The organism is Bacillus cereus group sp. MYBK220-1, from assembly GCF_051916445.1.
Classification (GTDB): Bacteria; Bacillota; Bacilli; order Bacillales; family Bacillaceae_G; genus Bacillus_A; species Bacillus_A cereus.
In genome coordinates, this window is sequence record NZ_JBQAGQ010000004.1 from 552185 (window position 1) to 575336 (window position 23152).

Below are 23152 nucleotides of genomic sequence, written 5' to 3' on the forward strand. Positions count from 1 at the left end.
ACGCTAATTTCCGTGTTAACGCCTTTTCTCTAATCAAGAAGTGTAGCAACAGCGATTCAAATAAATTGTACCATCTGTTTAACCGCGGTGCGTATGCAATTGTGCATATGATGATCATGAGGTAGGTAATGAACTGTGAATAATTTGAAGTGATTTATTTACGATTTCTTCTGCGGCATATATGCCGATTGCGTCTGTTTTTAAAATATGGGGTTGTAAGCTATCATGCATTGCCCCTAACTCACCATGAAGTGGTGCGAAGGCATGGTTCGCCTTTTCAAGCATGCATAAATCAAGTAAAGAATCCCCAGCTGTAATAATCGTATCTATTTGCAAAATTTCTTTTATATATTGCACGGCGTCCCATTTATTAATTGGTTTTGGTACAAAGTATAGCTTTCTACCTTGAAGTGAATGATTCCAGCCTTGTTTGTCTAACCAGGAAGTGAAGGATGATAATTCATCATAAGGAATGTTCTCCCGTTTAATAATGCAATAATGGAATAGATCATCAGCTGTTTTTTGCGATATAACCCAATCTTTATGAGCTATTTGTCCAAATTCCTTTAGTATGTCGTTTCTCTCTATACATTCAACCGATAGTCTTTCTTTTACTGTCCTGTTCCAAGTACCATCTTGTTTCCCATTATGAAGGATATTGCCGCCGTTACTTGTAATGGCGTATTCGGGAATGATTTCGTTTTGGAATAAAGCAATACGCTGAAACTGCTTAATAGTTCTTGTTGTAACTGGGATGAAATGTGAGTGCAGTTGTAATTTTTTTAGTAGTGAAATGGTTTTATGTGATATGAAAGAAATTTCTTTCCCATCTAAAGTTTCAATGAGTTGAATTGATTCATCTTCTATAGGGGCACGAAACGATTTCCGGGAATAAATAAGCGTCTGATCAAGATCACTGGCGAAAATCATATTGTTTCCTTCCTAAGAGGCTTAATGAGCCCGCAACATGAATAAGCCATATTCTCATAGATTTCAATTGGGACATTCTTTTCTTTAGCGAGAAGTAAAATATGCTTTAAATCGGGATTGTTTTGCTTACGTATTAAAATTTTCCACGGTATTCTCCGGAGTAATACACGAGTTGTTTCACCGACTCCTGGTTTAATTAAGTTAATATCGTCAATTTCAAAGTGATTTTGGATAGACTGTATATCTTTTAATCCTTGCCAAGAGGGATCAGTGTAAGTTGAAGTAATATAACGTAATTGATTATCTATATGAGAATGAACAGAAGGGAATAACTCTGTTACCTCATCAACGAAGAAATTTGATAAGTCTTCTTGTTCTAGCTCTTTATAATATTTAACACCATGAAAATCATTTGGACCGATATAGGTGTCATTTAGTACAGTGCGGCTAATTAGTCCAGAGACTGTTGCATTTAAGCAAGCGCTAGGAATAAGAAAATCTTCACGTGTACCGTAAATTGAAGTACAGTAACCGGGATCAGCAAGCACAGCCATACAATGAGAAATGTGTGTATTATTTCGTTCGTTAAATGTGTGTACTGCATATTCTAATTCTTTTTTTATTGCACCTTTTCCAGTCCACCCATCAATGAATTGAATTGTTTCTTTAGGGTGATGTTCCAAAATATAATGGAGTGCATTTTCATCAATACCGCGTCCGCGAACAATAGAAATACAATAGTGAGGTACATCAAGGTTGTATTGATAGCGTATGTAGCGTTTGATAAGAATGCCAATAGGTGTACCAGCACGAGCTAATGAAACGAAGACAAGGTTAGTTCCTTTAGTTTGTATAATCTGTTCGGCGACAACTCCAACAGCGATGGCTAGTTTGTGTTTATATTGTTGCAGGGAAGAAAAGAATAAATCCATATACGCTTTAGATGGTTTATATTCCATTGGTAACATTTCGGAATAATGTGTGCCAGCTTGAATTGATTGTTCTCTAGTTTCCGTGGAACTTTCTTTCATTAAATCACTAATATCTTTTAATAGAAAAATAGCATCATTTGGATTGTAACTACTAATATGAGAATTTAATTTTACCATAATTATCAACCTTCCTTTTCTATGCTATTTGAAAATGAGACGATATGAATAAAAGGAATAACTGTTTGTAACTGCTGTAGAAGAGGAGATAGGGCTTCTTCCCCTAAATCACGCTCAATGAAAACAAATACTTCATCGTAATCATGAGGTGAAATATTATAAAAGTAATTTGTAATAGTAGAATCTTCAGGACTTGGATATGAGAAATGATTATGAATGGCGTAGTTCACATCATTTGAAACAGAATGGATAGGGCTTCTTGTTGTAGATTGATATAAAATATTTTCACCCATTTCATCAGCAATTTTCATTGGGATATACATAAATTCACCCGTTCCGAGACAGAGTGTTCGTTTTCCCATTCTTTCTCTTTTTAAAGTTTTTCCTGCTTCTTGGGCGAAAGAATGAATGTGCTTTTGTTCATATGCTGAAATGCCAAATCGCCCAGTATATTTTATATAATTTGATGTATAGGGTGATTTTAGGCAGGTAAGGGTATGTTTTTTGAAATCAGGTTTTGTTTCTTCAATTTGAATCTCTTTTTTTGCAATATTTAATGGTTGGCCAGTTGTATGAATACTGCCTTCTAATAAAGAAATAACATGAACCTTAATTTGAAGTTCTTCTTCTAATTGTTTAAATTGTTTTCTATTAGTATGAGAACGCCAGTCTAATAAAGAAGCAATTATATATTCTTCTCGTGGGAATTTATTTTGAATAGATCTAATAATATTTAATGCTGTTTTTCCTGTTGTCATCTCATCATCTACGAGAACAATCGGGTTGTTGTTTTGAAAAAAGCTTTCATCTACATAACAACGGTGCGATGTTGCATGAGAATGTTCTTCCTCAAATGTAATGACAGATTCTAGGTGGGGTATCGATTCCCTAGTTGTATGCACATACTTTGCATTTTGAAAGCATTGAAACATAGAATGACCAAGTGCTGTCGCTGTTTCAGCGAATCCGATGAACAAAACTTCTTCTTGCAGAGGATATTGATAACGAAATACTTCCTCTGGGATTTCATCAATTTCTAATGAAATGAGATTTAAAATTTCTTTTCGAAATGGATGAGAAATATTATGTAGTATTTCCATATATCTTGCAGCGAGAGCAACTCCACTTGATAGAGAGACTGCAGGTTTAATAGGAAGATGCTTTCCAAGGATTGTACTCACAAATAAAAAACTACGTTTCTTATTTATTCTCGCAGCCATTTGAAAAAGATTGTCTAGCGCTAAATTATATGGATTATCACGTACTTCTACATGGACTTGTATATTATTTAAAACGTTATACGTGTTGCTTTGCGTTTGTAATAAGGAGATCGGTGAATTGTTTGTTTTCATGTAGCACCCCGTAAATATTAGATTTTAAAATGGTTTTGCGAGCCCAGCTATAATGAGGTTTTACTTCATTCATTTTGTTAGAAAAACTGCTTTTTAGCACTCCATTATACGTATCTGCATTTTGTAAAATTGATCTCGCATCTAAATAATCTTCCATTGTGACAATGTGCATTGCCTGTACAACTTTAATATGAGATGGGTGAATAACTGTCTTTCCGATTAAGCCATTTGCATGGTCAAGTGATACCTCTTGAATAAGCCCTTCTTCATGATCATTAGAAAAATATTCCCATACACATCCTGAAATAATATATTCATTTGTTGCCCTTGAGAAAACGTTAATAATGTCTGAAATACAATCACGGACAACAGTAATATGATAGATAGGTGTGTATTTATTGCGCCGAATACTAAATATACTTGAAAAATCAGTAGCACCAATACGTACATTTAAGATGTAATCGTGATAAGAATCTAGTAAATTTTTTATTTGTAATAATGATTCTGCCCGTGTTTCCTTATACATAATTTCGGGTGATTCTAAAATCGGCATGCCATATAGCGATAATGAGTATAACTCGTTTATATATGCAAGCTGATCGATATAAGTCTTTCCGTTAATCGGTGTGAATTTTGGAAAGACAAAACCACATAAACAATGAACAGCACTACCTAATTCAGTAACAATTGTCTTCATTTGACTTGGCTGTCGAACTCTAATAAAAAGAAGTGGGATGTCTGCTTGGTTTAGTATGTTGGCACTGACTAAGTTAGCGATTTGCTGTATTTGAACGACGAGGTTTTGCTCTGCAAGTTTTACTTCCTCATCGCTGATAGCGTCCTCTAGACAAAGAATAATTGAGGTAGCATCCACATGTTTCTTTCTAATTATATCTTCCGCAATCGTTTCTTTCGTGCCGGGAGTATATAGTGTGGCACCTAGTGCGTAAGCTAGTTGTTCTTTCCCTATATTTTTTGAAAAACTAAGGGGTTCTTTATAGAAAAAATTTTGCCGTTCTTCCGAGGAGAGATAAGAAAAGTAATTCAAATTGTCACCACCTTATTTGTAATGATTCTGTTTAATCGTAACATAATAAGAAAAATCTTCCATAAAAATAAAGCGAGAAATTAAAAAATATATTGAGAAAGATGAATTATAAGATGAATATCGAATATTGTTAATAGAAATATAATAGGGGGAAAGAGAAAGTGGATATACATAAGTTAACAGAGGAAGAAGCAAATGAGATAAATACTTGGACGTACGAGGAACCTTATAGTTTATATAGTTTTTCAGGCGAGAAAGAAGTAATAGAAGAGCTATTAGATGGAACGTATTATGGCTGTTGTGACGATCAAGGAGACCTCATCGGTTATTTTTGTTTTGGAGCAAATGCACAAGTGCCAGGTGGAAGAGATGCTAATTTATATGGTGGAGAAGATGTGATTGATATCGGACTTGGCATGAAGCCGGCGTTAACTGGGAAGGGAATAGGGAAAGAATTCTTCCAAGCTGGAATAGCGTTTGCCACGAAAGAGTTTAATGCAAAAATGTTTCGATTAAGCGTAGCAACATTTAATACAAGAGCGATTACGGTATATAAAAATATCGGATTTAAACAAGGGACTATTTTTTTGAGTCGCGGAAGAGAATTTATGCTTATGGAATACGAAAGGCCGTCAGCATGAAACTGACGGCCTAGAAAACATTATTATTCTGAGTGCTCAGCTCGGTGCGCTAAACGGCTTGAAGCTGCGGCAGCAATTCCGCCAACGATATCGTCAAGGAATGTGTGCACTTTTCCAGTTGATTTATCATTTAAGTATTCTAAAATACCAGGTTTTAATTTATCAATATATCCAAAGTTCGTGAAACCGATAGAGCCGTACACGTTTACGATAGAAAGTGCGATAACTTCATCAATTCCGTATAAGCCTTCATCACGTTTTACAATATCTTGTAACGGTTCACTTAGCATTCCCTTTTCAGCAAGGACATCAAGTTCGATACCAGTAATCAGTGCGTTTTGTACTTCACGTTTTGATAGTACACGTTCTACATTGTAACGGCATTCTGACATCTCTAAATTTGGATGATATTTTTTTTGAAGAAAATGAACAAGTTCAGCAATATCGTCAATTGTTACACCACGTTCTTGTAATAGTTGTAATGCTCTTTCTTGTAGTTGATTTGATTCTTTCATGTTTATCACCTTTTTTTCTTTTTAGTATTTGTATACGTTTCGTTGCTTTATCCTGTGCATAGGAATGAAAGGCGAGCACAAGCTCATATATATAAAGAAAAACCATAGGTGGCGACTGCGATGATTCAGCATATTTATGAGCATTATCACATGCATGTTAAAGAATTAATCCCCCTTGGCCCCTATAAAAGCTTTTGGATTCGCAACAAAATTTATGTACTTGTTCCAATTGGAGAAATGGAGGAAGAAGTACTTGTAGAGATGAAAAAGCTCAGTGACTATATGAACCAGCAAGGGGATATAACTGTAGCGACTTTCGTTCCAACTATACACGGCTACTATGTAAGTGAGATAGAAGAACAAAATTACTGCTTATTAAAAGGTATGCGAGCGTTAGAACGACATGCTACGTCATTAGGAAGTGAACTTTCTATATTCCATAAACGAGGTGCATTCTTTCCAGAAGAAATCGAGCAATTAAGCCGCATTGGTGAATGGAAAGCGTTATGGGAAAAGAGACTCGATCAGTTAGAAAAGTTTTGGCAATCACAAGTGATGAACCACCCTACAGACGTATTCGATCAATTGTTTATTGAATCCTTCCCGTATTACTTAGGAGTTGCAGAAAATGCCATTCAATATGTTGTTGATACAGAAATGGATGATACGCCGCAACTAACGGATGCAGCGACAATTTGCCAAGAACGATTCACACCTTTATTATGGCATCAAACGAAGCGTCTCAAACTTCCTTTTGATTGGGTGTATGATCACCCAACTCGAGATATAGCAGAATGGATTCGCTATATGATGATTGAAAAAAAGAAAGACTGGGATCAAACAATTGTTCAATTTGTTACAGATTATGAACGAAATTACTCGCTGTCCTCATTTGGTTGGCGCTTATTATTTGCAAGGCTCCTGTTCCCGCTTCACTATTTTGAAACGGTCGAACGATATTACCAAACTGGAAACGAAGAACAAAAAAGCATATATAGAGATCGCTTAGAAGCCATTTTACACGATGTGAACCGCTCAGAGCAATTTATGAAGCATTTTTATGGCTCACTTCGTTTACCGGTAGATAAGCTCGGGATTAGAAAATTAGATTGGTTATCTTAAAAATATAAAAAAGAGACCGAGTGAGGTCTCTTTTTTATATACCACAATTTTATGTAATACATTATGCCCCTACCTGTTGATCTGTACATATATTTAAAACGAATTTATGCCTTTCGAGCTTTTCATTTACTTTACCCAATAATTCTTGCTGGATTTCTTTAAATAAAAATTGATAGCTTGTATTCCATGTTGGTATAACGGATGAAAGGCCTAATAAATACTCTTTTTTCTTTTCTAGTTCTTGAATTGTTACAAAAGTGTTCCCCATTTTTGGCATCTGTCGTCCCCCTATGTTTTTTTACTGTATATGTGTGAACGATTCACTATATAGTATTAATTATCGCATTTTTTGAGAAGGATTTCCAATTTTGTTTTATGATGTTAACGGATAAATGTGATTTGAATAAAAAAAGGAGACCAAATTTGGTCTCCTTTTAGCAAGTGACTTTGAACGAGCCGCTTCCGCTTTTAGATTAAAATACTTGTTCTACTTCGATAACGCCTGGTACTTCTTCAAGTAACGCGCGCTCGATACCAGCTTTTAGTGTGATTGTAGAACTTGGGCAGCTTCCGCATGCACCCATAAGGCGTAGTTTTACGATACCTTCTTCAATGTCTACTAATTCAACGTCTCCGCCATCGCGAAGTAAGAATGGACGTAATTTATCTAATACTTCTAATACTTGTTCTTGCATATGTGGGTTTTCCATTTTTATCGACTCCTTTCATCAGTTTTATTATAATCAAGATAGAGGGGAAAATCTATTTTTTCTCTTCTTGTTTTATTGTCGAAATATTGTATCGTGTTTTTTCAGTATAGGGGTATGGAATAAGTTTGTAAAATGATGTGCTTATGTAATAAGACATCTGAATATACTGTTGGGACAAGAAGTGGGGGAGAAGAAATGGTTAATGTTCAAGTGTATGGGACGAAAGTAATTTGTGCGAGCTGCGTCGGAATGCCATCTTCAACAGAAACGTTTGAATGGTTACAAGCGGCAATTGGTCGTAAATATGAAGGACAAGAAAATAAATTTAATTTCGAGTATATTGATTTCCAAGAAGAACAAGAAGATGCAGATAAAAAAGCATTCGCTGAGCGCGTAGTGGAAGAAGATTTATTTTATCCGGTCGTTCTTGTAAATGGAGAAATTGTTGGAGAAGGAAATCCTCGTTTGAAGGATGTTTATGAAGAAATCGAGAAATATTTATAAAACAAGAAGTCTTTGCGAATTTGCAAAGGCTTTTTTATTGGAGGGATAGATATGAAAAATGGAGTGAAGCATGCGTTACCAACGGAAGTACAACAGTTAATGGAGCGGTACACAGTAGAATTAAAAGAAATTTTTTTGGATGAAAAAATAGTCGGGGTATATATTTACGGATCCATCGCACTAGGTGCATTTCATAAGGAAACGAGCGATGTTGATTTTGTTACAGTGATAAATGATTCCGTGAATGAAGCTGAAAAACAGCAGCTTGTGGAACTACATAAGAAACTTAGTGACAATACGCTAGGTAAAAGAATGGACGGTATGTATATTCCGCTTGCTGACTTAGGGAAATACAATGATGAAATGAACGAGTACGTGTATTGTGCAGATGGTAAAGCTAATGTTGGTCATTGGGACATTAATGCGGTCACATGGTGGACGTTGAAAAATCAAGGCATTACAGTTACAGGAAAAGAAGCAGAAGATCTTCCGCTGCAAATACAATGGAATGATGTAGTAAATACGATGAAATACAACGTAGAACAGTACTGGAGTGAAAAGGCGAAGAAGCCATATTTATTTTTTATAGAAGAGTGGGTAGAATCAGCTGTCGTTACGATGGGACGTATTTTATATACACTAGATCATAAAACAATCGTTTCAAAAGATAGAGGATTGCAATACTTGTCAGAACGTTCAGCGGAAGAATGGGCGCTTTTATTAAAAGAAGTAGCGAGAATACGGCACAATCCAAAAGAAAAGAGAATGCTCTCAAGGTGGAGAAGAGCAGATATGACGAAGAGGTATTTACTGCATTTAATTGAGACGTGTAGAGAGAAATGGTAGGGAAGAAAATGGACAATACAGTGGGGTGTATTGTCTTTTTTATTTTGTAGTAGATAGAAAAGTATTTACAAGTATTGTGTAGAGGAAAGATAATAGAAAAAAATATGCGCATGGGGGAAGATGATGAGTAAATATAAATTACATATAGATAGAGAACAATTATGGAAAGGATGCGTTTTAAATTCGATTGCCCATGCAATTAATGTAGCGCATTGTCCAGATTTCTCACATGAAAGTTCATGGGATGGATTTAACTATAGTATGCAAGATAGCCAAGGGGGACAAGGGACAATTACGTTTCATCCGAATTACACGATTGTATGTCTTCAAGATGTGAATAGCGAGAGAATTGATGAGTGGATTGATGCGAAAAAATTTTTTGAAGGGGCACCTTCGGAAGTAATAGATATTGCGAAAGAAGAAGCACTTCAATACGTATTAGAAGAAGTAGAAGGCGAAACAGTTCCTTTGATTACAACTGCATTTTGGATTGAGGATAGCGGTGCGTATTCAATTGATTCATTTGAAGAGATGGAAGAGCACGGCGGATTCTTATTAGAAATTCCATTACTTGATACAGAATCAGCAATGGAAAGACTAGAAGAAGAGTATGAACTGACAGAGGAACAAATAGAGCTTTTACAACTCGTGTATGAGAAAAAAATCCAAAGGCCAAATGAGGAAATTAAGTTGTCTAAAGAAGAAGTAGCAATGATTGGAACGGAAGATAGCGAAGGATTGGAAGTTAGTAAGGACTCATTTGAAGAAATGAATATTACTTGGGAGTTGTAGGGGGGATAACATGTTTCCGATTGGTGATCAGCCGAAGATTATGAAAGACTTAGCAAGTATAGCTGGTGATTTAGAAGAAGTAGCGATTGAGGGGAAAACAAAAAATATAGAACGACTAGCATCTTTGAAAGTTAAAAAATTATGGGTGTTCACAGTAAATCAAAAGCAGTTTGATCATATTCTTACGTATGTTTGTCCCGATATATTATACGTTTACAAAATGAGGGTCGAGGATTTAAGTAGCCTTCAGAAATTGTCCAATTTACAACAGTTGTATATGTGCTGGAATACAAAAGCGAAGACGTTATGGGATATTGATTATAATAAAAAACTCAAATCCTTACTAATTGATGATTTTTCTAAGTTAGAAGATTTAAGTGCTTTAAGTAAGTGCACACAACTCAATACCTTCTATATGGGTGGTGGAATAAATACAGCGATGAAAGTACAAACTTTAAAACCACTCGCTGAATTACAGCAGTTGCAAAAGCTTACTTTGATGAATTTAAAGGTTAAAGATGATTCATTAGAACCGTTAATGCAATTGAAAAATTTAAAGGAGTTAAGCTTATCTAATCAATTTAAAGTGGAAGAGTATGCAAAACTCTCTGTAGCATTGCCATATACGGTATGCGAGTCTTTTAAACCTTACGTATATATGAACGATGCAATAGATGGGAAAAATATAATGGTGACTGGGAGAAGAAGGCCAGTCCTTAATTCAAAAACGGATATTGTGAAGATGCAAAAGTATGAAGAACGATTTAAAAAGTTACAAGAGGAATATAAAGCACTAGTAGAAAGTACAATGTGAAATTACATTGTACTTTCTACTAGTTTTTTCATATACATATCAACTTCGTGAAAGAATATGGGCTCTTTTTCCTCGGTATTCAGATGCACGGTGCAATGTAAATATTGCTGTAAGTAGCGATTAGCTTGTTCGTACTGTTTTAATTTGTAGAAAGAAAAACAGGTAAGAAGTAGAAACGCTTTTTCTTCTAATATTGGAACGACAGCTAGTACCGGAGTAATGGAATGTATATTTATTTCCACTGAATTTTCATAAGATGCCCACGTTTGAAACCAGTCGAAAATAGTAGAAAGGTAATTCGGAATGTTGATAGTTTCATGTGAAACATTGTGCAATAGCTGGTTCTGTTTGATATGTATAGGCTCTATTCTTGTTTGTAGAATGCAAGCGAATATTGAAATGTTTTCTTTTATTTGTAATTGGTTCGTAATAAGCTGCGGGAGACCGATAGGGTGAACTCCTATATTTATATAAAAATCATCTCCAAACTGGCTTTTTTGTATGTTAATGAGCTTATAAAATCCGTTTTCAGCTTTGAAAAATGTATGTCTTTTTTTCTTAAAGCCGAGTGGTTTTAAAGTGGCGTGTAAATTTGTAATAAAATCTTGCTCCTTTTTAGAGCCAGGCTTATTCTTCGTCATATTCATAAGAGCGGTCAAAAGTTATATGAAGTAAATATGTCTTTTGAAATTGAATTGCCTCCATTTCTTATCGGAGAGATGATGGTATTGTCCTTAGGAGAAGGCAGAATTTGTGGTATTAATATTCAAACAGGTAAAGTGCTTTGGAACAATACTACTCTACATGATATTACAGAGGTTCTGTTATATAAAGATGGAGAAATTTACATTGCAACTTCAAATTTAGAATTGATAATACTTGATGCTGAATGTAGTGAAGTAAAAGATATAATTAAACTCCCTAAAAATGTTGTTGTAATAGATTTTATTGTATCAATTGAGGAAGGTAATAATGGACTATTCATTAGTTGTGTAAGTGGAAATATGTTTGAAATAGTAGAAGGCTAATTTGTGAGCGCTCTTAAGTCGAGATGTTTGTTTTAAAATAGTAGTATATATTCACTAAAAAGGATGTATAAAAATGATTTTGATGCATCCTTTTTAGTGAATATATAAAATAATTAACTTAGTGTATTAAAGGTATGATACACGATTATTTTAATATATTTAAAAGTAAAATGAAATAAGAAACGGATAATTGTCGGAATATATTCGATTTCCGTTCACTTTTATGAAATATGTGTACTTTTTGTTAGATTCCTTCATTTTGTCCATATACAATAAATGTATATAGAAATAAGAAAAGGATGATGTACGTGAAGGACACGGTTTTACAAGAAACGATTTCTCCACAAGAATTACATAAAGTTGTTCAAAAGAATACAGCTTATTATGACTTTAAGTGGGGTAAAGTAGAAAATCCAGCGCAAGGGAATACATGGAATTGGGTAGCCTTTTTCTTCCCAACTTTTTGGTTAGCTTATCGTAAAATGTATAAGTTATTTATTATATTTGCGTTATTGGCTATACCTAGTATAGTTATACCCCCTTTTATAGATATTCCAGATGGGATTTATGTAACATTTAGTTTAGCTCTTCAATTAGGAATGATGATATTTACTGGATGGCAAGGAAACCGTTTATATTATAAGCAGGCTGTTCGTGTTTTTCGTAAGGGAGAAGATGCGTCTGATCATGAGAAGGCGTATTTCTTACAATCAAAGGGCGGCGTGAGTATTGCTGGTATGATTGGTTTACAGATTATAGTCGGGATTGTGTATGGATTAGCTGCGTTCGGGCTGTCCTTTTTACCAACTGAGCCGAATATTAAAAACGTTGTTCGTTCAAGTGGAGAAGGGGTTACTTTAGAGATTATGACTAATAATCCAACTTGGAAGTTTGTGAAGAAAGAAAAAGATTATGACGTAGTAGAGTTTACTGGTTATGATTATACAGAGAAGAAAAACGTGAAAATTAAATTTGCTGTTTATTTCGATGAAGATGATTTCGAGTGGCAAGAGGTATATGAAAATAATAAGAAGTTAAGTGAAGAAGAAGTGGAAGAATATCAAATTTACATTGAAGAAAATAATTTGGGTTTCTAGAGGGAACTCGTTCATTTTGAAAAGAAGAATCTTGTGAAGGTTCTTCTTTTGTTTATTAGGGGGGAGAGAAATAATTTCAGCATTAATAGAAGCTCTAATAGGATCGATTAGTTTAAGTACGGGTTTACACATGAAAAAGATTGATGCTAACATACGTTACTTGCAGCAGTATGAATGGTTTCGAATGATATATGAAGACGAGAAGTATCGAAAGTTATTTATTACGAACTACAAAGTTCGCTCATATTTACAAAGTAAGCTAAGAGTTCGATTGCTCGTAAAAAATAAAAATGCACAACGAAGATTTTTAAAATTAGTAGAAGAGCAAATAGAAAAACGGCATACAAATTGAAATTTTGTAAAATACAATAAAAAATGAGAATTTGAGGTAGGGTTGTCAATAACGTGAGACTATGGCACTATAAAGAAATGCTATACAAATTTTATTTATCGAGATGTAAACATCAATTTTGATTTTTACGTATAAATAATGAACGGAGGAAATGAATTTATGGCTACTTTACCAAATTGTCCAAAATGTAATTCAGAATATACGTATGAGGATGGCGTTCTTTTCGTATGTCCAGAATGTGCTCATGAGTGGGGCCAAGAAGCAGAAGCTGAAAATAATGATGGTGCGAAAGTTGTAAAAGATGCGAACGGAAACGTTCTTCAAGACGGCGATGCAGTTACTGTTATTAAAGATTTAAAAGTAAAAGGAACTTCTTCAGTTGTGAAGATCGGTACGAAAGTAAAGAGTATCCGTCTAGTTGATGGCGATCACGATATCGATTGCAAAATCGACGGCTTCGGAGCTATGAAGTTAAAATCACAGTTCGTTAAGAAGGCGTAAGTAAATAGAAGAGGAGGCGAATAGCCTCCTCTTTTTATTATGTCACTTTTTGTCGGTAAATCGATATTTCGTACAAAATCGTTGATATATTCTGAGTTATGATAGATATATTTGAAAAATCGTTGATATATTGCAAGTTATGATAGATATATTGAAAAAATCGTTAATATAATTTCATTCATCGTGAACTACGCACGATTCACCGTGCACCATAGTCAATTTCTTTCAATTGACATCGCTTATTAAAGAACGTTTTATATCCAAGCTGTAAAAAGATAATGACAGCAAAGGCAGTACTTCCAGAAATACCGAGTATGATGGCGATTTGATATTGAATGGCTGTGAATGGTGATACACCGGATAATATTTGACCAGTCATCATGCCTGGTAAGCTTATAATCCCCATTCCGACCATAGAATTGATTGTCGGTAAAATAGCAGAGTCAAAAGCGTCTCGAATGAGCGGAGCAGCTGCTTCTTTCGGTGTTGCGCCGAGCATAAGTGCACCTTCAATTTGACCTCTTTGCGATTTCATATTGTTTAAGAACGTATTTGCGCCGAGAGAAACGCCAGTCATGGCATTCCCAACTAACATTCCTGTAATAGGGACGATATATTGCGGAGCATACCACGGATCATGTCCGATAATAACAAAGATAAATAGTAGAAGTGGCCCAATTGATCCGGCGACCATGGAAAGGGCGGCTACTCGTTTTAATTCTTTAGACATTGGGATGTTAACTCGTTTATAAATATTAAAAATTGCAAAGGTAGTAATAGAAGTAATGAGAGCAATTGTATAAAATGGATTACTGTTTTCAAATACGTATGTAAGGACATATGCAACAAGTACGAGCTGAATCGTCATACGGAATGTTGCGAGCGCGATTTGTTTTTCGCGAGGTATTCCTTTTAATTTTACAAGTCCAATTAAAATAAGAATGAAAATATAGGCAGCTGCAAGTTGCCAAATTTGGAGTTCAATAACGCCCTTCAACAGAGAGCACTTCCTTTCTAGTTGCACCGTTTGCTTTACTAATCTCAATAATGTCGTCTGCAATTTCTTCTGGAAGTTGTTGTGAGTGTGTGATGAAGATAATTGTTTTTTTCTTTTTTCGTGCTAGTTCAGTAAATTGTTTCATAACGCGGCGTTCTGTATCACTGTCTAATGCTGAAGTAGGTTCATCTAATAAATAGACAGGCGGATCCATAAGTACGATACGTGCAAAGGCAAGTCTTTGTTTTTCACCGCCAGATAGTGAGGAGGCGCTATTTTCTAATTGCTTGTCTAAGCTAACGGTTTGTAATGCACTCCGCAGGGCATCATCATTTGGAAATGGTTTTTCAGAAAGACGAAGTCCCATTAATAGGTTGTCTTTAACGGTTCCATCAAAAATAGGTGGAGTTTGCCCAAGCATAACTACGTCACGACGTAATTGAATAGGGTGATAATCAGAAATTAATTTTCCGTTATATTCAATTGTGCCGGATGTTGGAGATTGTAAATCGTTTAACATGCGAAGCAACGTGCTTTTTCCGCTTCCGCTTTCACCGATAATGCAAGTAATCTTTTCTTTTTGAATCTGTAAATAAGGAATGTATAGTATATCTTTATATATAACGTTTTTTAATATAAACATAAATCGCTCCTTTCTGATTCTAGTTATATCGTATCAAAAAAGAGAAGATAACGGTTATAAAGAGCAACGTTTTTTCTTCGTCTTGAGTTTTATTAATAAGTTAAGTAAACGATCTAATTCTTGGCTGAAAGAAATCACTTTATCATGAGTCAATCCGTATCGTTCAACGAGATAGATTAACTCTTTCTTTTTCGCTTCTATTCGATTGTTTAGTTTCGATAAGTTCATAAGTGGAATGTAATGCCTCCTACAAAAGTATTTATCACATAAAAAATAAGACCGAATGAATTCGGTCTTCAAGGAAATAATAAAACAACTTACAAATAGCATACAATGTTTATCAATATTTTTTAATATAAAAATGAAAAATAAATCATTATAAATATTGAGAAAGATGTGTCTGATAATTTTTAAAAACTGATGCAAAGAGGCTGCCTACATAGTAGACAGCTTGTAAAGTATTAACCTTTATGATATTTGTACATCCAAAGAAGACCAGATTTTAATAATCTCGGTACACGTCCCATTAATGGTTGGTTTGCGAGTAAACCGAATCCATGCTTCTTACCAAGAGATCCTAGAACACCTTTTAATTTAATAACAGGTAGTTCATCCGGGAGTGGTTCATTATTCCAACGTTTTAATAATATTTGGACAATTTGTTCTCCTTGACCTTCAGCAAGTTGGGCAGATGGTGCATGTGGAAGTGCTGCGCAATCTCCTACAACATACACGTGCTCATTGTTTGGAATATTGTGATATTTCGTTAAGACAACCCGTCCGCTACCATCTTGTTCAACTGGAAGGTTTCGAACAACTTCATTTGCTTGAATACCAGCTGTCCAGACGATTGCATCACATTCAAGTGGTTCATCGTGGTTGTACACAATATTTGGTTCTACTTTTGTAATGTTAGAGTTTCGTATAATGTTAACTTTATGCTTTACAAACCATTCTTCTACATATCTACTTAATTTCTCTGGATATGGGAATAAAATTCTATCTTTTCGATCAAATAAATAGATTTTTAAATCAGAACGGCTTTCACGAAGTTCACTTGCTACTTCAACGCCACTTAAGCCAGCACCAACAACAGCTACTGTTGCATTTGGTTCTAGACTATTTAATTGTTCATATGTTTTACGTGTTTGTTCAATTGATTGTAGACTATGTGTATATTCCCTAGCCCCAGGAACGTTATGATATTTATCTTCACAGCCAAGTCCGATAATTAAGTCATCATATTGGATTGCTTCGCCGCCATCGAGATGAACAGCTTTTTCTTCGAGGTCAATATTTGTTACTGTGCCGTATTGAATATTGAGGCGTGGGTGTTCAGGAAACGGTATACGAATATGCGTTTCTGAAATAGTACCCGCAACTAATGCATAATATTCAGTTTTGAAGCAATGATATGGTACTTTGTCGATTAATGTCACTTGTACATCATCTGGAAGTTGGTTGCTTGGAAGTAGCCTTTGCAGAATTCTCATTCCACCGTAGCCGCCACCTAGTATTACGAGGTGTTTCATGATGGATTACCCCTTTTCTGTTGAAATATCCCCTAATCATAAAATTTTATATTAATAAAATATTTTGACTTTACTCAATCAAATTATATCGAATTTGTGAACAAATAACAATGCATGAATGAATACTCTGTTGTACAATAAGAAGAAAAGTAAAATAAACTGTTTTTTCTTTGTAGTTACTATTTCATTGGAAGTAGCATGTTATATAGAAGAAATCATCTACTTTGAAGTGAAGTAATGAAGTAACTAAATAGTTTAGACTGTGTAACGAAAACAACAAGAAACAGCTTAGTTTTCTTCTTATAGATAAAGTGAAAAGGTAATTTGTTTTGTAGTACAGGGGGGAGAATTTTGATTAAACCATTAATTGAATTTTGTGTAGGTAACCTTGCAAGTGGTTCACAAGCAGCTCTAGAAAAATTAGAAAAAGATCCGAATTTAGATGTAATGGAGTATGGTTGTCTAGGATATTGTGGTATTTGTTTTGAAGGACCGTTTGCACTTGTAAATGGTGAAGTTGTACAAGGTGCAACAGTAGAAGAGCTTGTTAATAATGTATATGAGTATTTGGATGAAAATCCAATGTTTTAAGGTGTTGCGAATTAGCAGCACCTTTTTCATTAGATAAAACTTTATTTCGTGGGGAAGACTAATACTCAGTATTAGTCTTCCCCAATCGAAAATAGTAGGATAAATAAAAAAAGGCCCTTTTTAGAAGGGCTTTTTTCTTACACAAATTGTGTAAGAGTGGCTCATCGCCAAACGTTGTCAAATATGAGAAACGGGGGACATTCATATTGTGTTCTAAAAGCATGCATTTTATACTTAACATAACAAATTATTTTTGGAGTGAATATAAATGAGCCAATTTTCTTTTACAAAAATGCATGGTCTTGGCAATAGTTATATATATGTAAATATGTTTGAAGAGCAAATTCCTGAAGAAGATTTAGCCCTTGTGGCGGAAAAGGTTTCAAATATTAATACTGGTATTGGAGCAGACGGGATGATTTTAATTTGCCCTTCAGACGTAGCTCCGGTGAAAATGCGCATGTTTAATAATGATGGTTCTGAAGGAAAGAGCTGTGGTAACGGTTTACGCTGCGTAGCGAAATATGCGTATGAGCATAAACTAGTAGAAGAAACAGTTTTTACAATTGAAACGTTGGCTGGTATTGTAACGGCTGAAGTAACAGTAGAAGATGGTGTCGTGACATTAGCGAAAATCGATATGGGAGCACCGCGTCTAACACGTGCAGAAATACCGATGCTTGGTGAAGGTGAAACACCATTTATTCGTGAAAACTTCTTATACAATAATCATCGTTATGCATTTACAGCTGTTTCAATGGGAAATCCACATGCGGTTATTTTTGTTGATGATGTAGAAAAAGCACCTCTTACAACACTTGGACCAGTTCTCGAGACACATGAAATGTTTCCAGAGCGAGTAAATGTTGAGTTTATCGAAATTTTGAATGATGACGAGATGAACTTCCGCGTTTGGGAACGTGGGTCTGGTGTAACGCAAGCTTGCGGAACAGGGGCGTGCGCTGCAGTTGTAGCTGCTATTTTAAATGGAAAGATGGAACGTGGTAAGGAAATTACAGTCCATTTAGCTGGTGGCGATTTAATGATTGCGTGGACTGAAGAAGGAAACGTGTTGATGAAAGGACCTGCGGAAGTAATTTGCCGCGGAGTGTATGAGTACAAGATAGAAGCGTAAAGATGTATAATGGACTAAGAACAGAAAGGAAGGTGTATTTCATGATTGAAGTAACAGAACAAGCAGCTTTTCAAATTAAAGATATGTTAAAAGATGCTGAAGATGGAGAGAAGTATGTGCGCCTTGCTGTACACGGCGGCGGATGTAGCGGTCTTTCTTACGGCTTAGGGTTTGAAGTAGAACCAAAAGAAGACGACACAGTTCTTGAGTTTTTCGGTGTTGAATTTGTTATCGATACAGAAAGTGCTCCAATTGTTAAAGGAGTAAAAATTGACTATAAACAATCTATGCTTGGCGGCGGATTCACAATCGACAATCCAAACGCAATCGCATCATGCGGATGTGGATCATCTTTCCGTACAGCATCGAATGCTGGTAAGCCAGAAGAGTGCTAAGTTTTTAGCAGAAATAGAGAAAGACCTTTTCAGCGATAGAATAAAATCGTTAGAAAGGTCTTTTCTTTTGCCGTAAAAGCCCGATTACCAAGGCTAATCAATATTTCACTTTATTTTTGCATAGATGCAAGTATCAGTTAGTTGTTTGCCGTCAGCTGAAAAATCTTCATTACGTAATATCCCTTCAAGTTCAAAGCCTAGTTTTTCAGGGAGTGCACGACTTTTCGTGTTATTACATTCACATCGTATTTCAATCCTTCTAAATTTGAATAACTGAAATCCAAGGTTTGTTAACGCACTTACTGTTTCTGTCATATATCCACTGCCACTAAATTGCGTGTTAATCCAGTATCCAATTTCACATTTAGAAACCTTCCAATCAATTCGATGAAGGCTAGCTGTTCCAACAAAATCATTCGTCTCTTTATGATAGATAAGATAGCGAAAGCTTTCTCTTTTCAAAAAATCTATATGTGCATTTCTCAGAAGAATCTCCGTTTCTTCAACAGTAGGAATGGACTGAAATAAAGACAACCATTGCTTTAATTCATTAATGGAATCTTTAATAGCTTGTTGTACTATATCCCCTTCACCAGCTTGAAGTGGTGCTCGAAGAATGAGTCTGTCTGTTTCTATTTGTAACGGAACATCTAATAAAATAGAGTTCATATCATTTCTCCTCTCGAAAACTTTAAATTAGGACAGAATGAAACATATGTAAAAAACTTTCGTTCAAAAGTTAGAGAACAATAAATATATATTCAATTCATCATTTAGAAATCCTTTTTCATCTATTGACTTCTAATTTCTTTATCATTTATTTGAGCTTTAAGTTCTCTTTTTCTAGTTATAATGGAAGGATAGAAAGAGGGGGATATATGCTGGAAGATGTTTTTGAATTTGTATTGAGGTATGTTATAGGTTCTATTTTTAGATGTATAAGATACCTTGTGATAAATATTATAATGGAATGCATAATAGAAGGCGTAATAAACGGTATAAGGAAATTACGTGATAAGTGGGAAAATTGGCGTGAAAGACGTTATTGGCGGTAGTGTAGCTGATAAGCGTGCGAAACAAAAACGTTATACAGAAGTTTAATGAAATGATAGAAATCGACCCGCATTTACAATCTGTACTCGTTCCAATTGATGATGGAATGACAATTTCTAAAGTGAAGAAATAATTATTATCTTACAAAAGTGTAATGTTCATGTCATGTTTTTGAATTTCTTCTTTAAGCTCCGGGCTTTAAGATAAGAATATAAGAAAAAACATATGAGGTGAAGGAAATGAAAAGATACATTGCACTATTTAGTATTTTAGTTGTATTCGCAAGCTTGTTAGTTGGTTGTGATTTAAACCGTATGGGTAAAGATGAGTACTACGTTCAAATTACAGTAGATGGAAAAGAAGTTCATAGTAAAGCTGATAATGGTCAAAAATTTAAAGATTATGAATATAAGTTGACTGGCTTTGATAAAGACGGTAAAGAGAAAGAATTAGAATTTACAGCTCAAAAAAATCTTCGTAAAGAAGCATTCCTACGCGTATATCACTCAGATAAAAAAGGTGTATCAGCTTGGGAAGAAGTAAAGAAAGACGAGCTTCCAGCGAAAGTGAAAGAAAAATTAGGCGTGAAATAAGACAGATAGAAAAGGAATTGACGAACAGGGTCAATTCCTTTTTTTGCTTTCAAATTCTTCTTCTGAAATGACTTTAAATCCGTGTCTTTTAAATAAAGCAGTTGTCACTCCGAAACCAGTTTGCTTATTGCCGTTAAATTCTCCAGTGTAAATCGTAGAACTACCACAAGATGGGCTGCGTTCCTTTAAAATAATATATTCTGGGTGTAAATTTTTAATTTGCTCTAATGCTTTATAAGCGCCATTTACGAAAGCTTCTGTAACATCTTCACCATCTTTTGTCATCACTTTCGCTTTTCCGTCTAAAACGTCGTCGCCATTCCCGCCAATAATTTCAGCTGAGGGGCGAGGTGTTGGTAATCCCCCTAATATTTCAGGACAAATGAGGACTGTATCTTCTTTTTGCAAAAGCTCCTCTATTTTTGAAACGAGATTGTCATTTCCATCATACCGACAAGCGATACCACCTAAACAAGCACTAATTACGATCATATTTTCATCTCCAATAAAAAAATATTAACTATCACGCCAATTTTTCTTCCTGCCTCTTATTTATAAGTGAGGTGATAAAAATGGGAAGCTTATATAATTTAATGAAACCATATAGTGAATTTCAAAGTAAAGAAGAGTTTAATACATATCAAAAACAAGTTTTGAAACATTATCGATTTCAATTAAATAAAACGGATGCTACCATTATTCATTTTTTAGGAAAGTATGCAGTGAATGAGAAACAGAAAACAGTGGGGGTTGCTTGTCCATTAATGGAGACGATTGCTACAAATGTTGGAAAGAGTATTCGTACAGTACGCCGCTCTATTGCAAAGTTAGAGGAACTAGGAATTATAAAGCGTGTTGCGACAAAAGAAAGACATAGGCGCGGCGGATATAGTGCGAACTTATATGTATTTCTTACATCTGCAATTGACCGCATGGATGACCGTATGAAAATGTCCGCATGTGAAAGTGAGGATCGTGCATCTGGCTGTAGTAAAAATGTGCAAAAAAATGAGGGTGAAACAATTCTTTCTAAAAACATTCCACAAATAAAAGAGAATAGAAAAGAAACGTACGAGCTTGATGAGACGTATTGCCGTCACGATATACCAAAGCCTTTTATATACGCACTGGTGCCGATGACGAGTAATCCGAAGAAAATTAATATATTTTGGAGTAAGGTCGAGCTTGCATATAAAAAGAGCGGGTTACTAGAACAAGGTGTTTTACTAGAGCAAATATTAGCTGACGAAGAAGTGTATGGAAATTTAATTTGGCGTGTGAAAAGTGTTGTAAGAGCATATAAATATGGGGAAATTCGTAAAGACATTGGGGCACTTTTATACAGTACAGTGCGAGATTTATTTTTAGAGATTGGATTAGAATGGGGAGCAGCTGTGAGAAGAAGTAAGGGGATAGCGTTATTTGATCCATTTAAAAAAGAGCCATGCGTATAATACATGACTCCAAGTAGCTAGTCGAACTTTCTTACAACTGGAACACGAATCGCTACAAATAGTACGAAGACGATAACAGCTATTGCACCACTTTTCATAACGGTTACGATTGGAATTCCTATTGCAAGTGCAATGGATGTGAATGCATAAGAGAGCGGGATAAAGCCCATTGATGATAGCATAAGTAAGCTCATTACGCGTCCCATCATTTCCTCTTTTACTGTCGATTGAATCATCGCCATAAGCGGAACGATAGCCATTGCGATTGTAATACCATAAAACATGCCGGCTAATAATGCTTGCCAAAGTACGGTGCTAAAGTTGATGGATAAGAAGAATACACCAGACAGTAGCATCATGATAATACAAAATAGACCGCGTCTACGATTAATATTTTTTAAACCGACAATGACAGCACCGATTGCCATTCCGCCGCCTACAGATGCTTCTAAGTAACTAAACTGGAGCGAATCACCATGCAGCACGTTTTTAACAAAAAGCGGGAAACCAACTTGCATCGGACCGATTAAAAATAAGTTTAAAAAAGCGCTACAAATAAGGAAAGTTGAAAGGAATGGCGATTCCTTTACATATAAGATTCCTTCTTTAATGGAAGTGAACATACCTTTATCTGTATCTTTTTGTTCTGGCATCGTAAATTGTATTTTTTGAACGAGTATGGCAGCGACAATCAGTAATAAAATCGTAATGGAAAATATTGTCTCGTAGTTCGTAAATTTAATGAGAATTCCGCCAAGTACAGGGCCTAAGATGACCGATGCTTGGTTCGTCATTTGTGTAAGTGAATTCGCTTGTGTTAACCGGCTTTTTTCTACCAATTCCGGTAAGATAGATCCATCTGCTGACCAGAAGAAAGCATCAGCAAGTCCAAAGAATAAAGCGAATAAAGCAAATGTATATAGCGTTACATCACCAACGATAAACCATGTGAGAATGGTTGCGACAAGAATCGCTCGAATGATATTGGAGTAAAACATAATATTTTTTTTCGGGAATTTATCAGCTACAGCGCCGCCGACAATCATAAAAATAAGCCTTGGAACACTAAGGGCTACGAAAACAACACCGAGTGAAGCTTCAAGGTTTAATGTTTTTGCTATGTACCACGTTTGTGAAAAAGTAAAAAAGGCTAAAGCAAAGCTTGAAAAAAGAGTAGCTGCCCAAAGAAAAAGGAAATTCGTATTTTTTAATAACGGTTTTCCGCTTCCTTCTAAAGCAGTTTTATTTTGTTGTAGTTCCTCCATATTGCTTCCTTTCTATGTGACAAATTTAAACTAAAAAACCAGTAAACGCCCGATTGGTGAGGGCTAATACTTAATGGGAGATGCCCCCACTGATTATAGTTTCACTTTATACAGTTTCTAATATTTCTATACT

At 35.2% G+C, this 23152-nt stretch carries 29 protein-coding genes and 2 pseudogenes; 16 read left to right on the forward strand and 15 right to left on the reverse strand.

Annotated features, from left to right (window positions below):
- Positions 1-114: 114 nt before the first annotated feature.
- The 4 genes from ACTFRU_RS20240 to ACTFRU_RS20255 are packed head-to-tail and all read right to left on the reverse strand — an operon-like array spanning position 115 to position 4439.
- The gene (locus ACTFRU_RS20240) at positions 115-930 is read right to left on the reverse strand and encodes an HAD family hydrolase (protein WP_049107544.1); all 816 of its coding nucleotides are present in this window, start codon (positions 928-930) and stop codon (positions 115-117) included.
- Positions 927-2039, reverse strand: a complete 1113-nt coding sequence (locus ACTFRU_RS20245; RefSeq protein WP_088361686.1) for a cysteine protease StiP family protein — start codon at positions 2037-2039, stop codon at positions 927-929. Before ACTFRU_RS20245 ends, ACTFRU_RS20240 begins: the two co-directional genes overlap by 4 nt.
- Before the next feature lie 5 nt (positions 2040-2044).
- Entirely contained in the window at positions 2045-3391 is a 1347-nt protein-coding gene (locus ACTFRU_RS20250) for a phosphoribosyltransferase family protein (RefSeq protein WP_033692011.1), read from the reverse strand.
- Entirely contained in the window at positions 3336-4439 is a 1104-nt protein-coding gene (locus tag ACTFRU_RS20255) for an HpcH/HpaI aldolase/citrate lyase family protein (RefSeq protein ID WP_088361685.1), read from the reverse strand. The genes ACTFRU_RS20250 and ACTFRU_RS20255 overlap by 56 nt, the downstream gene beginning before the upstream one ends.
- 161 nt (positions 4440-4600) lie before the next feature.
- Here ACTFRU_RS20255 and ACTFRU_RS20260 point away from each other — a divergent pair, with 161 nt between their 5' ends.
- Complete coding sequence (locus tag ACTFRU_RS20260; RefSeq protein WP_006918864.1) at positions 4601-5080, forward strand: GNAT family N-acetyltransferase; 480 nt, start codon at positions 4601-4603, stop codon at positions 5078-5080.
- Between the two features lie 23 nt (positions 5081-5103).
- Here ACTFRU_RS20260 and ACTFRU_RS20265 read toward each other — a convergent pair whose 3' ends face one another.
- Positions 5104-5595 carry a phosphatidylglycerophosphatase A family protein gene (locus ACTFRU_RS20265; RefSeq protein WP_000665103.1) on the reverse strand — a complete coding sequence of 164 codons (492 nt, stop codon included), beginning with the start codon at positions 5593-5595 and terminating at the stop codon, positions 5104-5106.
- A 120-nt stretch (positions 5596-5715) separates the two neighbouring features.
- On the opposite strand from ACTFRU_RS20265, the gene yutH reads away from it, so the two are divergent.
- On the forward strand, positions 5716-6717 hold the full coding sequence (gene yutH, locus ACTFRU_RS20270) for a spore coat putative kinase YutH (RefSeq protein ID WP_000614215.1): 1002 nt from the start codon (positions 5716-5718) through the stop codon (positions 6715-6717).
- A 61-nt stretch (positions 6718-6778) separates the two neighbouring features.
- Here yutH and ACTFRU_RS20275 read toward each other — a convergent pair whose 3' ends face one another.
- Positions 6779-6994 carry a carbonic anhydrase gene (locus ACTFRU_RS20275; RefSeq protein WP_440037785.1) on the reverse strand — a complete coding sequence of 72 codons (216 nt, stop codon included), beginning with the start codon at positions 6992-6994 and terminating at the stop codon, positions 6779-6781.
- Positions 6995-7190: 196 nt separating this feature from the next.
- A complete protein-coding gene (locus ACTFRU_RS20280; protein WP_000431159.1) occupies positions 7191-7427 on the reverse strand; it encodes a NifU family protein in 237 nt (78 codons plus the stop codon).
- Between the two features lie 195 nt (positions 7428-7622).
- On the opposite strand from ACTFRU_RS20280, the gene ACTFRU_RS20285 reads away from it, so the two are divergent.
- The 4 genes from ACTFRU_RS20285 (at position 7623) to ACTFRU_RS20300 (ending at position 10383) form a co-directional block, all read left to right on the forward strand.
- The gene (locus ACTFRU_RS20285) at positions 7623-7931 is read left to right on the forward strand and encodes a YuzD family protein (protein WP_000248588.1); all 309 of its coding nucleotides are present in this window, start codon (positions 7623-7625) and stop codon (positions 7929-7931) included.
- Between the two features lie 51 nt (positions 7932-7982).
- Complete coding sequence (locus tag ACTFRU_RS20290; protein ID WP_139019767.1) at positions 7983-8777, forward strand: nucleotidyltransferase domain-containing protein; 795 nt, start codon at positions 7983-7985, stop codon at positions 8775-8777.
- Positions 8778-8900: 123 nt separating this feature from the next.
- Positions 8901-9569: a hypothetical protein gene (locus tag ACTFRU_RS20295; RefSeq protein WP_076876496.1), complete on the forward strand. Its 669-nt coding sequence runs from the start codon at positions 8901-8903 to the stop codon at positions 9567-9569.
- Between the two features lie 10 nt (positions 9570-9579).
- Positions 9580-10383 carry a leucine-rich repeat domain-containing protein gene (locus tag ACTFRU_RS20300; RefSeq protein ID WP_139019765.1) on the forward strand — a complete coding sequence of 268 codons (804 nt, stop codon included), beginning with the start codon at positions 9580-9582 and terminating at the stop codon, positions 10381-10383.
- A gap of 2 nt (positions 10384-10385) precedes the next feature.
- On the opposite strand, the gene ACTFRU_RS20305 is transcribed toward ACTFRU_RS20300, so the two are convergent.
- The gene (locus ACTFRU_RS20305) at positions 10386-11024 is read right to left on the reverse strand and encodes a DUF4304 domain-containing protein (protein WP_069604585.1); all 639 of its coding nucleotides are present in this window, start codon (positions 11022-11024) and stop codon (positions 10386-10388) included.
- A 3-nt stretch (positions 11025-11027) separates the two neighbouring features.
- Between ACTFRU_RS20305 and ACTFRU_RS20310 the strand changes: the two are divergent.
- The 4 genes and pseudogenes from ACTFRU_RS20310 to phnA form a co-directional block, all read left to right on the forward strand.
- Positions 11028-11411 (forward strand): annotated as a pseudogene (locus ACTFRU_RS20310) (PQQ-binding-like beta-propeller repeat protein); the annotation flags it as partial.
- 299 nt (positions 11412-11710) lie between these two features.
- Positions 11711-12508, forward strand: coding sequence for a DUF2628 domain-containing protein (locus ACTFRU_RS20315; RefSeq protein WP_440037786.1), 798 nt, complete (start codon positions 11711-11713; stop codon positions 12506-12508).
- A gap of 70 nt (positions 12509-12578) precedes the next feature.
- The gene (locus ACTFRU_RS20320) at positions 12579-12860 is read left to right on the forward strand and encodes a hypothetical protein (RefSeq protein ID WP_139019761.1); all 282 of its coding nucleotides are present in this window, start codon (positions 12579-12581) and stop codon (positions 12858-12860) included.
- Positions 12861-13019: 159 nt separating this feature from the next.
- Entirely contained in the window at positions 13020-13361 is a 342-nt protein-coding gene (gene phnA, locus ACTFRU_RS20325) for an alkylphosphonate utilization operon protein PhnA (RefSeq protein ID WP_000212737.1), read from the forward strand.
- Positions 13362-13560: 199 nt separating this feature from the next.
- Here phnA and ACTFRU_RS20330 read toward each other — a convergent pair whose 3' ends face one another.
- The 4 genes from ACTFRU_RS20330 to ACTFRU_RS20345 form a co-directional block, all read right to left on the reverse strand.
- A complete protein-coding gene (locus tag ACTFRU_RS20330) occupies positions 13561-14358 on the reverse strand; it encodes an ABC transporter permease (RefSeq protein WP_000679254.1) in 798 nt (265 codons plus the stop codon).
- Positions 14342-15001 carry an ABC transporter ATP-binding protein gene (locus tag ACTFRU_RS20335; protein WP_000470316.1) on the reverse strand — a complete coding sequence of 220 codons (660 nt, stop codon included), beginning with the start codon at positions 14999-15001 and terminating at the stop codon, positions 14342-14344. Before ACTFRU_RS20335 ends, ACTFRU_RS20330 begins: the two co-directional genes overlap by 17 nt.
- A 54-nt stretch (positions 15002-15055) precedes the next feature.
- The gene (locus ACTFRU_RS20340) at positions 15056-15229 is read right to left on the reverse strand and encodes an aspartyl-phosphate phosphatase Spo0E family protein (RefSeq protein WP_001054091.1); all 174 of its coding nucleotides are present in this window, start codon (positions 15227-15229) and stop codon (positions 15056-15058) included.
- A gap of 233 nt (positions 15230-15462) precedes the next feature.
- On the reverse strand, positions 15463-16533 hold the full coding sequence (locus tag ACTFRU_RS20345; protein ID WP_000682079.1) for an NAD(P)/FAD-dependent oxidoreductase: 1071 nt from the start codon (positions 16531-16533) through the stop codon (positions 15463-15465).
- A gap of 351 nt (positions 16534-16884) precedes the next feature.
- On the opposite strand from ACTFRU_RS20345, the gene ACTFRU_RS20350 reads away from it, so the two are divergent.
- From ACTFRU_RS20350 to ACTFRU_RS20360, 3 genes are all read left to right on the forward strand, one after another.
- Entirely contained in the window at positions 16885-17124 is a 240-nt protein-coding gene (locus ACTFRU_RS20350; RefSeq protein WP_000595026.1) for a YuzB family protein, read from the forward strand.
- A gap of 268 nt (positions 17125-17392) precedes the next feature.
- Positions 17393-18259 (forward strand): diaminopimelate epimerase, encoded by an 867-nt coding sequence (gene dapF / locus ACTFRU_RS20355; protein WP_000077396.1) that lies wholly within the window; start codon positions 17393-17395, stop codon positions 18257-18259.
- Positions 18260-18300: 41 nt separating this feature from the next.
- Complete coding sequence (locus ACTFRU_RS20360) at positions 18301-18654, forward strand: HesB/IscA family protein (RefSeq protein ID WP_000573825.1); 354 nt, start codon at positions 18301-18303, stop codon at positions 18652-18654.
- A 105-nt stretch (positions 18655-18759) separates the two neighbouring features.
- Here ACTFRU_RS20360 and ACTFRU_RS20365 read toward each other — a convergent pair whose 3' ends face one another.
- Positions 18760-19323, reverse strand: coding sequence for a GNAT family N-acetyltransferase (locus ACTFRU_RS20365; RefSeq protein ID WP_001084691.1), 564 nt, complete (start codon positions 19321-19323; stop codon positions 18760-18762).
- A 342-nt stretch (positions 19324-19665) separates the two neighbouring features.
- Here ACTFRU_RS20365 and ACTFRU_RS20370 point away from each other — a divergent pair.
- Both ACTFRU_RS20370 and ACTFRU_RS20375 read left to right on the forward strand, forming a co-directional pair.
- Positions 19666-19840 (forward strand): annotated as a pseudogene (locus tag ACTFRU_RS20370) (methyltransferase).
- Between the two features lie 106 nt (positions 19841-19946).
- On the forward strand, positions 19947-20300 hold the full coding sequence (locus tag ACTFRU_RS20375) for a YxeA family protein (protein WP_000833148.1): 354 nt from the start codon (positions 19947-19949) through the stop codon (positions 20298-20300).
- A 30-nt stretch (positions 20301-20330) separates the two neighbouring features.
- Here the strand turns inward: ACTFRU_RS20375 and ACTFRU_RS20380 are convergent, their stop codons facing one another.
- Complete coding sequence (locus tag ACTFRU_RS20380) at positions 20331-20792, reverse strand: DUF523 domain-containing protein (RefSeq protein ID WP_000635481.1); 462 nt, start codon at positions 20790-20792, stop codon at positions 20331-20333.
- Between the two features lie 80 nt (positions 20793-20872).
- On the opposite strand from ACTFRU_RS20380, the gene ACTFRU_RS20385 reads away from it, so the two are divergent.
- Positions 20873-21754: a helix-turn-helix domain-containing protein gene (locus ACTFRU_RS20385; RefSeq protein ID WP_088361681.1), complete on the forward strand. Its 882-nt coding sequence runs from the start codon at positions 20873-20875 to the stop codon at positions 21752-21754.
- Between the two features lie 17 nt (positions 21755-21771).
- On the opposite strand, the gene ACTFRU_RS20390 is transcribed toward ACTFRU_RS20385, so the two are convergent.
- Positions 21772-23019 carry an MFS transporter gene (locus tag ACTFRU_RS20390; RefSeq protein WP_048656031.1) on the reverse strand — a complete coding sequence of 416 codons (1248 nt, stop codon included), beginning with the start codon at positions 23017-23019 and terminating at the stop codon, positions 21772-21774.
- Positions 23020-23152 lie beyond the last annotated feature (133 nt).

Bases quoted from the DNA above. Each gene is read 5' to 3' on its own strand.
- ACTFRU_RS20275 (WP_440037785.1), bottom strand. From the start codon at position 6,994: ATGCCAAAAATGGGGAACACTTTTGTAACAATTCAAGAACTAGAAAAG.
- ACTFRU_RS20295 (WP_076876496.1), top strand. From the start codon at position 8,901: ATGAGTAAATATAAATTACATATAGATAGAGAACAATTATGGAAAGGA.
- ACTFRU_RS20380 (WP_000635481.1), bottom strand. From the start codon at position 20,792: ATGATCGTAATTAGTGCTTGTTTAGGTGGTATCGCTTGTCGGTATGAT.
- ACTFRU_RS20240 (WP_049107544.1), bottom strand. From the start codon at position 930: ATGATTTTCGCCAGTGATCTTGATCAGACGCTTATTTATTCCCGGAAA.
- ACTFRU_RS20290 (WP_139019767.1), top strand. From the start codon at position 7,983: ATGAAAAATGGAGTGAAGCATGCGTTACCAACGGAAGTACAACAGTTA.
- ACTFRU_RS20250 (WP_033692011.1), bottom strand. From the start codon at position 3,391: ATGAAAACAAACAATTCACCGATCTCCTTATTACAAACGCAAAGCAAC.
- ACTFRU_RS20365 (WP_001084691.1), bottom strand. From the start codon at position 19,323: ATGAACTCTATTTTATTAGATGTTCCGTTACAAATAGAAACAGACAGA.
- dapF (WP_000077396.1), top strand. From the start codon at position 17,393: ATGAGCCAATTTTCTTTTACAAAAATGCATGGTCTTGGCAATAGTTAT.
- ACTFRU_RS20280 (WP_000431159.1), bottom strand. From the start codon at position 7,427: ATGGAAAACCCACATATGCAAGAACAAGTATTAGAAGTATTAGATAAA.
- ACTFRU_RS20390 (WP_048656031.1), bottom strand. From the start codon at position 23,019: ATGGAGGAACTACAACAAAATAAAACTGCTTTAGAAGGAAGCGGAAAA.
- ACTFRU_RS20360 (WP_000573825.1), top strand. From the start codon at position 18,301: ATGATTGAAGTAACAGAACAAGCAGCTTTTCAAATTAAAGATATGTTA.
- phnA (WP_000212737.1), top strand. From the start codon at position 13,020: ATGGCTACTTTACCAAATTGTCCAAAATGTAATTCAGAATATACGTAT.
- ACTFRU_RS20305 (WP_069604585.1), bottom strand. From the start codon at position 11,024: ATGACGAAGAATAAGCCTGGCTCTAAAAAGGAGCAAGATTTTATTACA.
- ACTFRU_RS20315 (WP_440037786.1), top strand. From the start codon at position 11,711: ATGATGTACGTGAAGGACACGGTTTTACAAGAAACGATTTCTCCACAA.
- ACTFRU_RS20285 (WP_000248588.1), top strand. From the start codon at position 7,623: ATGGTTAATGTTCAAGTGTATGGGACGAAAGTAATTTGTGCGAGCTGC.
- ACTFRU_RS20265 (WP_000665103.1), bottom strand. From the start codon at position 5,595: ATGAAAGAATCAAATCAACTACAAGAAAGAGCATTACAACTATTACAA.
- ACTFRU_RS20345 (WP_000682079.1), bottom strand. From the start codon at position 16,533: ATGAAACACCTCGTAATACTAGGTGGCGGCTACGGTGGAATGAGAATT.
- ACTFRU_RS20340 (WP_001054091.1), bottom strand. From the start codon at position 15,229: ATGAACTTATCGAAACTAAACAATCGAATAGAAGCGAAAAAGAAAGAG.
- ACTFRU_RS20245 (WP_088361686.1), bottom strand. From the start codon at position 2,039: ATGGTAAAATTAAATTCTCATATTAGTAGTTACAATCCAAATGATGCT.
- ACTFRU_RS20335 (WP_000470316.1), bottom strand. From the start codon at position 15,001: ATGTTTATATTAAAAAACGTTATATATAAAGATATACTATACATTCCT.
- yutH (WP_000614215.1), top strand. From the start codon at position 5,716: ATGATTCAGCATATTTATGAGCATTATCACATGCATGTTAAAGAATTA.
- ACTFRU_RS20385 (WP_088361681.1), top strand. From the start codon at position 20,873: ATGGGAAGCTTATATAATTTAATGAAACCATATAGTGAATTTCAAAGT.
- ACTFRU_RS20375 (WP_000833148.1), top strand. From the start codon at position 19,947: ATGAAAAGATACATTGCACTATTTAGTATTTTAGTTGTATTCGCAAGC.
- ACTFRU_RS20300 (WP_139019765.1), top strand. From the start codon at position 9,580: ATGTTTCCGATTGGTGATCAGCCGAAGATTATGAAAGACTTAGCAAGT.